Source organism: Streptomyces sp. WZ-12 (assembly GCF_028898845.1).
Classification (GTDB): Bacteria; Actinomycetota; Actinomycetes; order Streptomycetales; family Streptomycetaceae; genus Streptomyces.
In genome coordinates, this window is the sequence record NZ_CP118574.1 from 21,497 (window position 1) to 36,129 (window position 14,633).

15 protein-coding genes are annotated in these 14,633 nt (G+C 67.0%); 11 read left to right on the forward strand and 4 right to left on the reverse strand.

What is annotated here, in order from left to right:
* The first annotated feature begins 355 nt into the window (after positions 1–355).
* Both mdlC and PV796_RS00100 read left to right on the forward strand, forming a co-directional pair.
* On the forward strand, positions 356–1,960 hold the full coding sequence (gene mdlC / locus PV796_RS00095; RefSeq protein WP_274910605.1) for a benzoylformate decarboxylase: 1,605 nt from the start codon (positions 356–358) through the stop codon (positions 1,958–1,960).
* Between the two features lie 907 nt (positions 1,961–2,867).
* Positions 2,868–3,380 (forward strand): SMI1/KNR4 family protein, encoded by a 513-nt coding sequence (locus PV796_RS00100; protein WP_274910607.1) that lies wholly within the window; start codon positions 2,868–2,870, stop codon positions 3,378–3,380.
* A 23-nt stretch (positions 3,381–3,403) separates the two neighbouring features.
* On the opposite strand, the gene PV796_RS00105 is transcribed toward PV796_RS00100, so the two are convergent.
* Positions 3,404–4,648, reverse strand: coding sequence for an alpha/beta hydrolase (locus tag PV796_RS00105; protein ID WP_274910609.1), 1,245 nt, complete (start codon positions 4,646–4,648; stop codon positions 3,404–3,406).
* Positions 4,649–4,718: 70 nt separating this feature from the next.
* On the opposite strand from PV796_RS00105, the gene PV796_RS00110 reads away from it, so the two are divergent.
* The 3 genes from PV796_RS00110 (at position 4,719) to PV796_RS00115 (ending at position 7,084) form a co-directional block, all read left to right on the forward strand.
* Complete coding sequence (locus PV796_RS00110; RefSeq protein ID WP_274910610.1) at positions 4,719–5,300, forward strand: helix-turn-helix domain-containing protein; 582 nt, start codon at positions 4,719–4,721, stop codon at positions 5,298–5,300.
* Positions 5,301–5,369: 69 nt separating this feature from the next.
* Positions 5,370–5,711 carry an arabinofuranosidase catalytic domain-containing protein gene (locus PV796_RS41960; RefSeq protein WP_342456872.1) on the forward strand — a complete coding sequence of 114 codons (342 nt, stop codon included), beginning with the start codon at positions 5,370–5,372 and terminating at the stop codon, positions 5,709–5,711.
* 557 nt (positions 5,712–6,268) lie between these two features.
* On the forward strand, positions 6,269–7,084 hold the full coding sequence (locus PV796_RS00115) for a helix-turn-helix domain-containing protein (RefSeq protein WP_274910612.1): 816 nt from the start codon (positions 6,269–6,271) through the stop codon (positions 7,082–7,084).
* Here the strand turns inward: PV796_RS00115 and PV796_RS00120 are convergent.
* A complete protein-coding gene (locus PV796_RS00120) occupies positions 7,015–7,731 on the reverse strand; it encodes a UbiA family prenyltransferase (protein WP_274910613.1) in 717 nt (238 codons plus the stop codon). The two genes, PV796_RS00115 and PV796_RS00120, sit on opposite strands and share 70 nt — an antisense overlap.
* A 24-nt stretch (positions 7,732–7,755) precedes the next feature.
* Positions 7,756–8,079 carry a hypothetical protein gene (locus PV796_RS00125; protein WP_274910614.1) on the reverse strand — a complete coding sequence of 108 codons (324 nt, stop codon included), beginning with the start codon at positions 8,077–8,079 and terminating at the stop codon, positions 7,756–7,758.
* 197 nt (positions 8,080–8,276) lie between these two features.
* On the opposite strand from PV796_RS00125, the gene PV796_RS00130 reads away from it, so the two are divergent.
* Positions 8,277–9,398, forward strand: coding sequence for an amidinotransferase (locus PV796_RS00130; RefSeq protein WP_274910615.1), 1,122 nt, complete (start codon positions 8,277–8,279; stop codon positions 9,396–9,398).
* An 82-nt stretch (positions 9,399–9,480) separates the two neighbouring features.
* Positions 9,481–10,149 (forward strand): GAP family protein, encoded by a 669-nt coding sequence (locus PV796_RS00135; RefSeq protein WP_274910616.1) that lies wholly within the window; start codon positions 9,481–9,483, stop codon positions 10,147–10,149.
* Positions 10,150–10,767: 618 nt separating this feature from the next.
* On the opposite strand, the gene PV796_RS00140 is transcribed toward PV796_RS00135, so the two are convergent.
* Positions 10,768–11,286 (reverse strand): helix-hairpin-helix domain-containing protein, encoded by a 519-nt coding sequence (locus tag PV796_RS00140; protein ID WP_274910617.1) that lies wholly within the window; start codon positions 11,284–11,286, stop codon positions 10,768–10,770.
* A 1,145-nt stretch (positions 11,287–12,431) separates the two neighbouring features.
* Between PV796_RS00140 and PV796_RS42175 the strand changes: the two genes are divergently transcribed.
* The 4 genes from PV796_RS42175 (at position 12,432) to PV796_RS00155 (ending at position 14,633) form a co-directional block, all read left to right on the forward strand.
* Positions 12,432–12,536: an IS66 family transposase gene (locus PV796_RS42175; RefSeq protein ID WP_446750664.1), complete on the forward strand. Its 105-nt coding sequence runs from the start codon at positions 12,432–12,434 to the stop codon at positions 12,534–12,536.
* Complete coding sequence (locus PV796_RS00145) at positions 12,533–13,462, forward strand: LysR family transcriptional regulator (protein ID WP_274910618.1); 930 nt, start codon at positions 12,533–12,535, stop codon at positions 13,460–13,462. The genes PV796_RS42175 and PV796_RS00145 overlap by 4 nt, the downstream gene beginning before the upstream one ends.
* A gap of 70 nt (positions 13,463–13,532) precedes the next feature.
* On the forward strand, positions 13,533–14,378 hold the full coding sequence (fabD, locus tag PV796_RS00150; protein WP_274910619.1) for an ACP S-malonyltransferase: 846 nt from the start codon (positions 13,533–13,535) through the stop codon (positions 14,376–14,378).
* 3 nt (positions 14,379–14,381) lie between these two features.
* Positions 14,382–14,633 (forward strand): acyl carrier protein, encoded by a 252-nt coding sequence (locus PV796_RS00155; RefSeq protein WP_274910621.1) that lies wholly within the window; start codon positions 14,382–14,384, stop codon positions 14,631–14,633.

The following is a 14,633-nucleotide window of genomic DNA, read 5'->3' on the forward strand; positions in this document are numbered from 1 at the left end:
TCGGCCTCAGGCCAGCGCCTCGCGGAGAATGCGAACAGCCTTCGGCTCGACTCCGTGCAGCGCCAACAGTGCGGCACCGGTCACCTGGGCGAGCTGCGCAAGCGCGCTGATGCCGGCACCGGCGAGGGCCCGGGCAGCCGGCCCTCCGATGGATGGCCTTGGACAGGTCACCGACCTCACCGGTCGTCACGGAATCCCCTGCGGCGATGCGTGCGGCCAACCGCTTCGGCGCACGCGAACACCCCGAACTACCCACCACCTGGACGCCGTTGATTCTGCCCTCGGCTCCTTGGATCATCTGCTCAACACCGTTTCGCGGCCGTCGCGAACGACGGCTCGACACAGGGAGGACGGCATGACGACAACGGTCCTGGACGCGGTCACCCACCTTCTGCGCGAGACCGGCATGACCACCGTGTTCGGCAACCCGGGCTCCACCGAACTCCGCATGTTCCGCAACTGGCCCGACGACTTCACCTACGTCCTCGGACTCCAGGAGTCCTCGGCCCTCGCCATGGCAGCCGGCCACGCCCTCGGCACACAGCGCGCCGCATTCGTCACCCTGCACTCAGCCGGTGGCGTCGGCCATGCCCTGGGCGCCGTCTTCAATGCCTACCGCGACCGCGTACCACTGGTGATCGTCGCCGGCCAGCAAGCGCGCTCCCTGCTCCAGTTACGCCCCTTCCTCGGAGCCGACGAGCCGGAGCAGTTCCCACGTCCTTACGTGAAAGCCGCCCGCCAACCTCAACGTGCCGCCGACGTACCGGCCGCCCTCGCCGAAATGCACCGCATCGCGATGACGCATCCGCGCGGGCCGGTATTCCTGTCCGTCCCCGAGGACGACTGGGACCAGCCAGCCGAACCCGTCCAACCACGCGCAGTACATGGTGGATTCACCGCCGACCCAGACGCCCTCACCGCACTCGCCGCCCGCCTCAACACCTGCGGACGACCCGCACTGGTCATCGGCCCCGGCGTCGACGACGAAGCCGCACTCCCCCAGGCCGTCGCCCTCGCCGAACGCATCCGCGCAGCCGTCTGGTTCAGCCCCCTGTCCGGTCGCTCCGGCTTCCCCGAAACACACCCCTACTTCCAAGGCATCCTGCCACCCGTCGCGGGCCCACTGGCAGCGTGCTTAGAGCCGTACGACGTCGTCGTCGCGCTCGGGGCCCCCGTCTTCACCTACCACGTCGCCGACGACGGCCCCCTACTGGCGCCAGGCACCGAACTCTTCCACCTGGACTGCGACCCGACCCAGGCAGCATGGCTGCCCACCGGCACAAGCCTCATCACCACACTGCGACCCGCCCTGGCCCAACTCGCCACACTCGTCGGCCCATCCGACCGCAATCCACCGCCCACACGCCGGCAACCAGCACCCGTCAACGCGAGCGCGAACAACGCCCTCACACCCGAACTGGTCCTCGACCAACTCCACCAACGCCTCCCCCACAACCGCGTACTCGTCGAGGAAGCCCCCAGTCACCGCGACGTACTGCACGCACGCATACCCATCAGCCTCCCCGGCGGATTCCTCACCACCGGCAGCGGCGCACTCGGCTGGGGCCTACCCCTCGCCATCGGCCGCGCCCTCGCCGACCGACAACGGGTGGTGTGCGTCCTCGGCGACGGCTCAGCGCTGTACTCCATACAGGCACTCTGGACCGCAGCCCAACACCAGGCACCCGTCACCTTCATCGTCCTCGACAACAACGGCTACCAGGCAGTCAGTGCCCTCGGCCGCCGCCTCGGCATCACACCAGTCCCCGGCACAGACATCCACGGCGTCAACTTCACTGCTCTCGCCACATCATTCGGCTGCCCAGCAAGCTACGCAGACCACTCTCACAACCTCGGCACGGCCCTAGACCACGCAATCACGTCGCTCGGCGACGACGACGGTCCTCACCTCCTCCACCTCCGCGTCACCGACACCGCCGGACTGCTCTACGAACCCTGAGAACCACTACCTGTACGCCTGCGGTCCGTCAATGCGGACTGGCACCCAGCGGCGCGCGACGCAGGAACGATATCCACGTCGCGCGCCGTCAGGCGTCGTCGTCTACTGACGGTTAGCTGGTGACGTTTCCGACACTCCAGTCAGAGCTCCTGCCACTGTCACCGTCGTCTGCGTTGGCCACAGCGGCGCCGGCAAGCACGGCGGTGGCGGCCAGCAGGACGGCTGCGATGGCGGTTCGTATGCGCATGATGTGCTCCTCTTGTCTTTGATTGGGACCTTGCCTCTTCACGATTGCAGCGACGGAGGGGGCGTACGCGCTGTGTTGGTCCATTGGTGTCTGTCACGGCACCAGTGCATGGAAGTAGCGATAGGTCCGGCCCGCGTGTCCTGGCCTTTTTGCTGCCTCTTCCCCACACGCTTCCCCAGGCAGAGCCAACACCGTGGCACGCCGCACCCCTGTGTGTTCGACACCGGCCCGATGTTCATCCCAAGACATGCGCCTCCGACTACGTAGGGCCGGTTCCCCTCCGGGCAGCAGCTCAGCAATGGGCCCGTCGCCTTGAAGGCGGGGTGGAGCACAACCGGTGCCCGGAAGGTGGGGCAGATCGCAGGACGAGGCGGGGCCCCTCGTCGTTGGCCTGGGGATCTCTCTCAACACGCAGCATCCGAGGAGCCCCTGCTGCTTCCGCATCTTCCATGCTCGACATCCCTCACGAGCGAGTTCGCCGAGCCTGTCAAGTCTCCCGACTGTTCCATGCCCGTCAGCGCGAGGTGAAGTCATCGTGGCGGAAGCCGGTTGCTTCCAACCAGTTGCTTCCAAGGGCCCGGAACGAGGCGCCAACGTCGTTGTTACGGTCGGGGGATGGACACCTGGGATGCGGACGCCGTACGCGGCCGGATACGACAGATGGCGGCGCAGGACCCCACGCACGAACGCTTCGGGGCCGACACACACCGGTACGAGCTGACGCCCGTGCTGCCGGAGGCGGAGATCAAGGCATTCGAGGAGGCTCACCGCATTGAACTTCCCCTGGGATACCGGTCGTTCGTCACGCAGGTGGGAAATGGCCCCGCCGGCCCCGGCCACGGGCTGATGGCCTTGACCACACCCCGCGCAGAGGCCAGCGAAGGGGAGGAGTGGGCCGTGGACGACGAGTGGGAAGAAGACCGGCTGCCGGGCCGACTCGCCGCACCGTTCTGCCTCACCGAACCCCTACCCGGCCGCATCACAACACCAGTCGGAGAACTCACCCAAGGCACACTCATGCTGACCGAAGAGGGCTGCGGCACCTACATCCGGCTGATCCTCAACGGTCCACGAACAGGCGAGATCTGGCGAATCGATCCCGACTGGGGCGGCTTCGTCCCGACAAGCCCCGACTTCCGCACCTGGTACACCAAATGGCTGGACCGCCAATGAACGCACCACTCACGCCGGCCGGGTCAGAGAGGCGCCAGCCAGGTTGCGATCTCCTCGACCACGGTCGGCTCGACGTGCCCTGGTCGTGCGTACTCGGCCGGGGTGGCGGGGCCACTACCGGGGATGAAGAGGTGGTTGGCGTCCTGATGGATTCGGATCACTACCTCGGGCCGGTCCGCCAGGGCGTCCTGCCAGCGCGACAGGTCATCGGCGACGGTGACCTGATAGTCCCGCCCGCCTTGCAGGATCAGCATGGGGCAGGTCAGTCCGGCTGCCGTCACCACCGGGTCATAGGCACGCAGATCGAGCCAGTAGGCGGCGGAGAAGCCGAGCGGCAGCAGTTCCGGTGGTGTGCCGGGGGTGAGTTCGGGGCCCGCCACGACGGCGGCCTGCTTGATGAGCGCGGCCACCGCCTCGTCCGTGCTGGGACCAGGGGCGAGCGCCGCGAGGTAGCGAGCCACTCGCACGACCGCCTGATGCATCGGTTGCGTGTCCGCGGCGAGCAGTACCAGACCCGCGATTGAGGGGTCGGCAGCAGCGATCCGGGGGGCCACCTTGCCGCCCATGCTGTGGCCGAGCAAGTGGATCCGGTCCGAGGCCACTTCGGGCTGGTGCCGGAGCAGTTGGACAGCGGCGAGTGCGTGTGGCAGGTACTCGTCGGTCATGGTGAAGTCCGATGACAGGCGGTCCGGGTGCGCGAACGTCATTTTGTCGAAGCGAAGTACGGCCACCTGTCGAGAGGCGAGCCCCCAGGCGAGGTCTTTGAGCGGCTTGTTCGGGCCGCTGCTCTCGTCCCGGTCGAAGGCGCCGCCACCGCTGAGCAGCACCACGGCAGGCGACGGTCCCGGGCCAGCAGGCAGGCTCAACGTGCCGGGCACGGCGAGCGGCCCCTCGCCAAGCAGGACTTCCCGCTCCGTGAACCGGTCTGGGGTCGCGTAGTGGGGCGGCTGCCACTCGGCGTCGCCGTCCGGAGCGAGCCGCAGACCATGCAGCAGGCCGTCACCGTCAACCAACGTGACCACGGTGAAGCTGCCGTTAGTGCAGGTCACGGGGATGCGCACGCGCGTCAAGCCGGCGGTGTTGGGCTCGCTCACCGGCTCTCCGATCGCATGAACCCCGCCCTGCTCGGCGACCTCGGCCGCCCACGCGAGCCGCAGCGCCTCGGCGGAGACCGCGGTACGCAGCGGTGGCGCGAACAGCTTCACGATCTGGGCGAAATCCTCTGCCCGTAACAGCACGGCGAAGCCCCGTGCCGCGTCCAGTTCCATGTCTCCCGATGACCCACCCTCATCTATTCTCATACTTGAGAACGGTAGCAGTTGTGAGAACATTCAGGGCGTGGACTTCCTGGACCTGATCGCCCACCCCATCCGGCTGCGGATCATGCATGCGATGGGCGGTGGACGGCTGTTGACTACCACTCAGCTCTGCGCACGTATCCCCGAAGCGTCCAAAGCCACCGTCTACCGGCACATCGATCTGCTGGTGGGCAGCGGGATCCTGGAGGTGGCCAAGGAGCAGAAGGTACGAGGCGCGGTGCAACGCCACTACGGCCTACGCCAGGACCGGGCTGTGGCCGGTGCCGAGATGGTCCGCTCGCTCACCCCCGAGGACCATCGACAGGCATTCGCCACCGCGATGACCGCCCTGCTCGCCGAGTTCAACACCTACCTCGACCGCGAACAGGCCGACCCGGTGGCCGACCAGGTGGGCTACCGCCAGCATGCACTTTGGCTCAGCCCGGCGGAACTGGACCAGCTCATCGCGGAGTTGCGTGCGGCCATCGCACCGAGGCTGGCAAACAAGCCGACCCCCGAGCGTGCTCAGTACCTGCTCAGTCCGATCCACTTCCCGGTGGAAGCCTCACAGCAGAAAGCCGAGCAACCAACGACAGGAGCCGACCAGGAGCCGAGCGCATGATCGGCCGGACAACTCCTACCGAGTCGAGGGAGTCAGCCACGGCGGGGATGTGGTGGTAGCTGGCGAGCTATGCCCGTAGCGAGATCCGAGGCGCACCCCTGGGTGGGCGGCGCGCGGCCACGGGCTCGCCTGGGGTCGCGCACCGCTCCTTCGCCAGGCACAAACCAACTGCGGCCGCACGACGGTGGCCAGCACCGTCGCCGACACCGCGACGACGGAGAGGAAGTCACCACCCACCGCAGCGAGCACCGCCTGGAACTGGCCGCCCGCCACCGGCGTCAGCCGGACCGCCCACGGCAACCCCGGCGCTTTCGTCAACAGGAGGGGTCCATCGCCCTGGGCACCCGTGGCGACAACAGCAACAGCGGCACCGGACCCTTCCTTGGGGGCGTCATGACCCCCGGCTACTGAACAAACGCCGCCGACAACGCCGTTCGAACCGATGTCGCCTCCCAGCACTACCAGCGAGCCAATGCCAACGGCGGGCACAACTAGACCTGAACGCTCGCTGTTCGCCGGCCGCACATGCGCCTGACGGCGGCGGCCGACTTCCAGGCAGCAGGAAGCCGTGGCAGGCATCGAGAAGCGGTCCGAGAACCGCCGTTCACGGCAGGTGAACGATGCGGGAGGCAGGTCAGTCGTGTACCAGTGCCGAGGCAGCCTTGAGCGTCGCTCGTGGCTGCCTCCCGGTCCGCGGTGAGGCGGCCGGCGCGCCGCGCCTTCTTGCTGGGCGCCCGATGCTTGCGACGATCAGGAGTACCACAACGCGCGCCGCCCGAACGGCACTTGGTGCCCCGTTGACGGGCGCGACCGCAGGATGGCCTTATGCGATACACCCTCAGTAAATTTCGAATTGCGGAACTTTACTCTCGCATTGCGGGTGTTTGATGTTAGCTTGGCCGGAGGGCTTCGTGCACAACGCCGCCCGAAGGGGCGATCACGTCGCTCCGTTTTGCGAGGAGGAAACTGTGTCGGGTCGTCGGGCCGCTGCCCAGGTGCTCCGTGGTGCCGTACCTGAGATCACCGAGGCGTACCGGGATGCGTTGGAAGACATCGGCAGCCCGCTGGTGTATCGCGACGACGTCTGGGAGCAGTGCCGCCATCAGGCGCAGAGCATCGTGGGCGAGTGCGTCCAGGCGTTAGAGGGTGTCCAGCGCCCCGAGTCGCCCGGAGTTGGCGAGTACACGCGGCTGCTCGGAGCGCTCCGCGTCGTGCAGCGGATACCGGTGTCCGAGTCGGTGCGGGCGGCCGACGTGCTCTGGCAGTCCGTGCAGAACGTGATGGCGAAAGTGCTCGACCGGGTGGAGGCGGAGCAGCGGGTCGCGGTGGCGCATACCGTGAGCACCGCTTTCGGTATCGCCGTCGGGTACCGCCTGTACCAGGGGATCCGGGCGTACGAGGAGGCTCAGCGCACGGGCGCCCCCTCGGAGCCGGAGCGGGGGTCCGGGCCGTCCTCGGACGGCCCGAACGCGCAGGCTCTCGGCCTGCTGACGCTGCGGGAGCGGGAGGTCCTCGCAGCGGTGCGCGCGGGACTGACGAACCGGCTGATCAGCCGCCGGTTCAACATCAGCGAGGCGACGGTCAAACGGCATCTGCACAACGTGTACCGCAAGTTGGGGGTCAGCTCCCGGGTGCAGGCCCTCAACACCGCTTTCCCGTCAAGCACCGTGGACGTCGAGCCCCTCCGGCACGCGCGGCCGGTCCGTGCGCTGGATCACCGGGCGCCGAGCGCGATCAGCACGAGCAGGTTCGCGGCGTACTGCGTGACCATGAACGCCCGGTAGGCGCCGCGCCGTTGGCCGCGGGCGACACCCTCCCGCCGGGCGTCCCGCACCACTCGGGCGATGACCCACAGCGCCCCGACCGCCACCGGCACCGTTCCGGCCAGTGCGAGCGGGGCCCACCGAGCGGCCGCCGCCGTCCCGGCCAGGCCGACCAGCGCGGCGCACGTCACGGTCAGGGCCCGGGCCGCCGCCAGGCCGTGGACGACCGCGACGGTGCGCCGACCGCCGGCCGCGTCGCCGTCGGCGTCTCCCAGGTCCTTGGCCACGGAGCCGACCAGGGCCATCCAGGCCGCCATCACGCAGCCGAACACCACGCCCGTGGCGGTCCATCCGTGGCCCGCCGCCGAGGTCCCGGCCGCGTACGAGGTCGCGCCCAGGCCGAACACCACCACCGCGCAGCGCACGCTCGACCGCTTCGCCTGTACCGGTCGGGCGGAGTAGGCCCAGCCGAGCAGCAGGAAGGCCGTCACCCACCCGAACGTTCCGCCGCCGGCCGGGGACGATCCAGCTACTGCGACGCCGTTCCGTTGCTCGGTGCGATGATTCCTTTGCCATCCGCTGTGCCATGACCGCAGGACCTTGCCCTTTCTGCACCACCCGTTATGTGCCCCTCTTTCAGAGTGCGCTCGAAGGGGACTGCCCACCATCGCTCTCCCCGGCCGAGCCGGACGTCAGGACCGGTCTTGGTGCACAAGCCGTTCGGAAAAGCTGAGGTCAGCGCAGTAGCACAGCATTGTCCGCCCCTCCGTGATCAGCGCTGTGCCGACCTCGGTGATCGCCATGGTCATCACCGAGGCGTTGTGGGTTTCGAGAAAGTCCTTCGCGCGGCACAGCAGGGCAGTGGTCCGCTCGCCGAGTAGGGCGCGAAGGAGGGGTGAGAGGGTGACGCCGCAGACTACGATCGTGGTGAAGGCCAAAACAGCTCCAACAGGGCCGATGGCACACAGATCGGCAGCGCCGATGTTCGGACTGCCCGACATGGCCAGCGGCATCATTTTCGGAGGAGGCGGCCGGCAGCAGACTCAGGCGCAAAGCCGAGGTGGGCTCTGGCCGGATAGCGCTCGATCAGGCAAACACGCCCCGTGCGCCACACCTTGCGGGCACTCATCCTGTTTGCCGGACAGAGAGGTAGTGCAGTGACTCAGCATTCTCACGACGATGATGCCTCACTGCGAGCTCTGGATTACGCGTGATGTCAACGCCATCGGGCACGACTGCCGACGCCGCGGAAACTCTTGCTCCGCCGGTCAGTTCGCACAATGAATGGGACCCGCTGGAAGAGGTCATCGTCGGACGTCTCGAAGGCGCGAGGATCCCGTCCAACCATCCGATCGTGACCTGCAACATCCCGCCGTGGGCGACGCGGTGGCAAGGGTTTGCCGCCGGACGTAGATATCCGCGCATGATGATCGAGCCGGCGCAGCATGAGCTCGATCGGTTCGTCGCTCTCCTACGGTCGCTCGGCATCACGGTGAGGCGCCCGGATGTCGTCGACCACGGGCGACGCTTCGGTACCCCCGACTGGTCGTCGCGCGGCTTTTGCAACACCTGTCCGCGGGACAGCATGCTCGTGATCGGCGACGAGATCATCGAGACCCCGATGGCATGGCCGTGCCGATATTTCGAGACCCACTCCTATCGCGAGATCCTCAAGGACTACTTCCGGCGCGGGGCGCGCTGGACGGCGGCACCAAAACCGCAGCTCACCGACACACTGTTCGACGCGGATTTCGCTGTCCCCGAGTCGGGCGAGCCGATGCGGTACATCCTCACCGAGTTCGAGCCGGTTTTTGACGCGGCGGACTTCATGCGCGCGGGACGCGATCTCTTCGTGACACGCAGCAACGTCACCAACCGCATGGGAATCGACTGGTTGCGTCGCCACCTCGGACCCGGCTATCGCATCCACGAGATCGAGAGCCGCTGCCGCACGCCCATGCACATCGACACGACGCTGGTCCTGCTCTCGCCCGGCAAAGCACTGGTCAATCCCGAATACGTCAACGTCGACCACCTGCCCGGCGTCCTGAAGTCATGGGACATTCTGCTCGCCCCCGAGCCCGACCCGATCGACGAGCGTCTGTTGAGGATCACCTCGATGTGCGGCGCGTGGCTCAACATGAACCTTCTGGTGATCGACGGAAAACGGGTGATCGCGGAGCGACACCACACCGGCATGTTGCGCGCGCTTGAGAAATGGGGGTTCGAGCCGATCCCGTGCGACCTGCTGCACTACGCGCCGTTCGGCGGCTCGTTCCACTGCGCGACGCTCGATATCCGGCGTCGCGGCCCGCTCGAATCGCATCTTCAGTGATCGGCTCCGGCTCACCGCGCGCCAACCCCAGGATGAGCCCGCGTGAGATGATCACAGTGCGCTGCGAGGTTGGAGGCGGCCGATGAGTTCCGTGCTCGGCGAGGTCGTACCACCCGCGCTGGGAATCGCGCTGTCGCCGTTCCCCGTCATCCCGGCGATCTTGTTGTTGTTCACCCGCAGGCCAAGGGCGACCGGCAGCGCGTTCCTGACCGGCTGGGTGATCGGGATCGCCGTGCCCACTGGTGTCTTCACCGTGCTGGCCTCGGTCATCGAACAGCATGAGGAGACGCCCACCTGGGCCTCTTGGGTCAGGATCGCCCTGGGCGCGATCCTGCTCGCCGTCGGTATCCCCCGCTGGTTCAACCCGCCGCAGAAGAAGTCGGCGCCGCAGTGGATGCGTTCCCTGGAGCGATCAACCCCCGCCCCAGCTCTGCGACTGGGGCTGCTGCTGTCGGCAGCCAACCCCAAGATCCTCCTGCTGGCCATGGCAGGCGGTCTCAGCATCGGCGCCGCCGGCCTACCGGCAGCCGGCACCGTCACCGCCGTCGTGGTCTTCACCGCGATCGCGGCCTGCACCGTCGCCCTCCCCCCGCTGCTCCACGCGCTCCTCGGCGAACGGATCGACGCCCCGCTGCGCCGTGCGAAAGACTGGCTCGAAGTCCACAACGCCACGGTCATGACCCTCGTGATCACCGTGATCGGCATGGTCCTGATCGCCGAAGGATGCGCGACGCTGTGGAACCAGCGCTGACCGACGACGGACCGAACCACCTGCTCGGCAACGCCGCTCGCGATACCGGCTTCGGTCGAAGTAGGCCAGGGCTTTCGATGTTCGTCCTCGGCCGCCTCGCCGCCCTGACCACGGCGCGCTCACCATTGACTGGGCACCCACAGCCCGCCGGGTCATGTACTCCAACTCCCCTACTAATCCGGTGACATAACGACGTCACACATCGCGCCTGTCCACGGCGTACGTGAACACCCGGCCCAATGGACGCGTGGGATGAGGGCCCCGGCGCAGCCGGACGCGGGCGACGGGCCGTCGTCTTCGGCCTCCGGTGGGACGGTCGACTCCCCACCACCGCACTTCGATCGGCCCGTCCCGCCGTCGGTCTTCGACCACCGAGGTGTGCAACGAACTACCCGTAGGGCGAGGCAGAAAGGTTCCGTTTCCGGTGCCAGGAGTTCTGGGATGTGGCGGAGCTGCGCCCGGCTGGATACGGCGAGTTGCCCGTAGGTGTTGGAGAGGTGGTGTGGTGTCCGACGGTGCCTTCGAGGGCGTCACGGTTGTCGCGGGAGAGCCACGCGAGTCGAACCCACGACCTTCCCGCCTTGGCCACGGACGTCTTCGGCCCTGTTCGTCGCCCGCTCAGGCAAGCGCTTCACGGAGGATGCGCACGGCCTTCGGCCCGACTCCGTGCAGCGCCAGCAGTTCGGCATCGGTCAGCTCGGCGATCTGGGCGAGCGTGCTGATGCCGGCGCTGGCGAGGGCCCGGGTAGCCGGCCCTCCGATGGCCTTGGGCAGGTCACCGACCTCACCGGGCGTCACGGAGTCCCCGGCGGCGATGCGTGCGGCCAGCCGCTTCGATGCGCGCGAGAGCCAGGCGCGACGCACCCAGTGGTTGAGTTGCTGCCCGTTGATGTCGCCCATCGGGACACGGACACCGATCAGCGTCGTGCCGCGGGTCAGCCGCTGCGCGGTGGGATGCTCCGCGAGGACCTCGCCGGCATCCGACGCGGGGAGTCGGAGCTCCACCACCTTCGCCGCGCTCACCGCGGCGAACCGCACGTCGCGCACCACGAAGGCGACGGCACCTGAGTCGTCGACGTGCTCGGCGGTCTCGGGATGGGACAGGGCGGCCTTGCGAAGCTGGGCGAGGGTCGTCATGAGCCCAGGCTCACACATCCGTTGACACGGGTGCGCCTCCCACTCGGCCGTGCGTCGGCGATTCCCGCGCGGGAGGGACGGAGGACTTGGACGATGACCATGTCCGCCAGCGCGAGTTCGAGCCCCACCGCGAACGGTGATCGCAGCGGCGGCACTGATGCCGAAGCGCGACGGCATCTTCAGCCGCCGTCCATCGCCGTCTTCGGCCTCGCCAGCGGCCGAAGACGGACTGCCTTCTCAAGGCAGGGCACGACGCGGCTACTGACGTCGGCCGCCGTTGGTTCGGCGGCCGGGGAAGCCTCCGGGTCGGACGAGGACCGCCACCATCCGCCCGGATGACAGCGGAAGCACAAGCGGATATCGGACATCCGCTTGACCGGAGGCGTGTGGCAGAACCAGCCAGATTGGCTCGTCGACGTGCCGACCGGCCCGTTATCGGGGCCCTGTGTTCGCCAGTGCGAACATGGGAGCGCGTTCGTGGTGCGATGGCATCGTCAGTGGTGAGGGCGCACTTCATGTGGCAGCGGGGCGTGTGGGATGCGCCTCGCGCCGCTGTGACCAGGGCCATCCGGCCCCTTCTCGGCCACCGTCCATCATTGGCCACCTTGGCCATCCGATGATTGTCCAAATGGTTCGGGCACGTACGAAAACATCAGCGGTCTGGGGTAAAAAAGTCCCACCAGAACGACGGGCAGGGCCAGGGTGACAGCCACGAGCAGGCGTGACTGTTGGGGTTTGACACTTACGGCGCTGCCGTCATGCCGTCACAGAGGGGGCTCACCAGGAGTCGTATGCCGCGCGGTTCCACGCTCTTCCCGTTGCACAGCCCGGCCCTGACCTTTCGCCGGCAACGACCAACTCCGTTGTATCAAAGCCCTGTTCACCTACGAGATGCCCACCGGGCCAGCAATGGTCCGGAGAACGCAACCGAGGAATTCTCCGTCCGGCCAGCGCGAGTGGCGCTACTCGACCTGGCAAGGATGGCCGATCCATCACAGCAACAAGAGACCGTCCGCTCTCCGTCGGCCAGAACTGAGGAGGGTGGCGCAGAGGTCACCACCTGCACCACCGACCGATGCCAGGCCCCGATCGGCGCTCCCCCATGACCTGGCACGCCGGATCTCCTGGATGGGCAAGCCGACCACCTGAGGCTCGTCACCGACTTCCGGGTTCACTTCGACAACAACGACGCCGAACGCGAAATCCGAATGGTTAGGTTCCAGGAAAAGGGCTCTGGAAGTACGCTATGAACGATCACTTGGGCTTCAGCCTCACACAACTGCGGTATTTTGTGGTGTCCGCCGAACTGGGCAACATATCGGAGGCGGCGGAGCGGTTGTGCGCCTCACAGTCAACGGTGTCGGCGGCCGTTATGCGACTGGAACGTCAGCTCGGCGTGCAGTTACTGCTCCGTCACCATGCTCGTGGCGTCTCCCTCACGCCCAGCGGCCGGCGATTACTGCGCGAAGCGCGGGCCGTGTTGGGGCAAGCCAGGAACTTCCAGGCTCAGGGCGATGCCCTGGCGAGCGAAACCATCGGGGCACTCGATGTCGGGTTCCTCGCGTCGATCGCCCCGTTTCTCCTGCCGTTGACCCACCGGTTGGTCAGAGAGCGCCACCCGGCGCTACAGCTCAACGTCCGCGAGGAGTCCGCCGATCGACTGTTGGAGTCCCTTCAGGACGGCCACTGCGAACTGGCGGTGACATACGATTTCCTGTCGGGCGCTGCCAGGTTTCTCCCCCTAGTGGACCTGTCCATTTATGCGCTCCTGGCCGACGACGACCCGCAATCCATGACCGGACCGGTCGATCTGGCCGAACTGGCCACTCGTCCGCTCATCGCCTTGCACACCTCGGCCGCTCTCCGGCACTTCGAGAAGTTGTTCGCCAATGCCGGCGTCCCTATGCCAGAGGTGATCACGACGACGAGTCTGGAGACCATGCGCGGACTGGTGGCCGCTGGTTCCGGGTTCGCGTTGATGTACCAACGCGGTGCGAGCGGGGCGACGTTGGACGGCAGAAACGTTGCGGCCGTCGAGATCGCCGACGCCCTGCCCCCCTCATCGCTCGGTGTCGCGACGATGCCGGGCCTGATCGTCAGCAGCCGCGGCAGGGCCTTCTTGACGGCGCTTCGATCGGCGGTCGCGATGGCCCCCACCGCGAACGCGATGGTCTGACTCACATCAGTGTCTTACGCGGTTTTCCCATGGTCCCCCCACTGCGGTTCTTGCCGCCCAAAGGAGTATTGTGCTGGCGCTGATGTTTGCTGGGCAGGGAAGTCAAGGAAAAGGGATGGGAGTTGAGGTTTTCGGGCGTTACCCGGGCCTCGTTCACTTCGCGTCAGAAGTTCTGGGATACGACCTCGTTTCCCTCTGCGCGGAGGACCCCGAGAACCTGCTCGGCCGTACCGAGTACACCCAGCCGGCGTTGTACGTCGTCAATGCACTGCGCACCTTCGAGCGGATGCACCAGGAAGACCCGTCGGCGGACTTCTATCTGGGGCACAGTCTGGGCGAGTACAACGCCCTGCTCGCGGCCGGCGTCTTCGACTTCGAAACGGGGCTGCGACTGGTCGCCAAGCGCGGGGAGTTGATGGCGGCCGCTTCCGACGGCGGCATGACCGCGGTGATGAACACGCCGGCGGAACAACTGCGGTCGATTTTCTCCGAGGACGACGTCGACGGCATCGACATCGCCGGCTTCAACACCGGTTCGCAGTTGGTGATCGCGGCCACCCCGCCTCAACTGACCGCGGCGCACGCCGCCTTGGAACGTCGGGACATCCGCTTCGTGCCGCTCAAGGTGAGCGCGCCCTTCCACTCCCGGTACATGGAGCCGGCGCGCGTGCAATTCGCCGAGTTCATCGAGCAGTTCAGCTTTTCCGACCCCATCACGCCGGTGATCTCCAATGTCACGGCCAGACCGTACGAGCCGGGGCAGGTGGCACGCCTGCTCACCGAGCAGCTTGTGACGCCGGTGCGCTGGACCGACAGCATCCGCGCGCTCCTCGACAACAACGACGGGGTCGAATTCGCCGAAATCGGCGGCTTCGCCCTCTCCCAAATGGTGTTCAAGATCAAGACTGGAGCATGACGCATGGCAACGACGACAGAAACGATTCGCCGGTACCTCGAAGACCGCTTTCTCTTCGAGTTCGACGAGACGATCACTTCGGACACCGACCTCTTCAAGGCAGGGGTCATCGATTCGTTCGGCTACGTGAAGATGATGAGCTTCCTGGAGTCCGAGTTCTCACTCAAGATCAGCACGGAGGACATCCTGACGAACGTCTTCGTGTCGCTGACCGCGATCGATGAATTCATCCAGAAGAAGCTCTCTGCAAAGTAG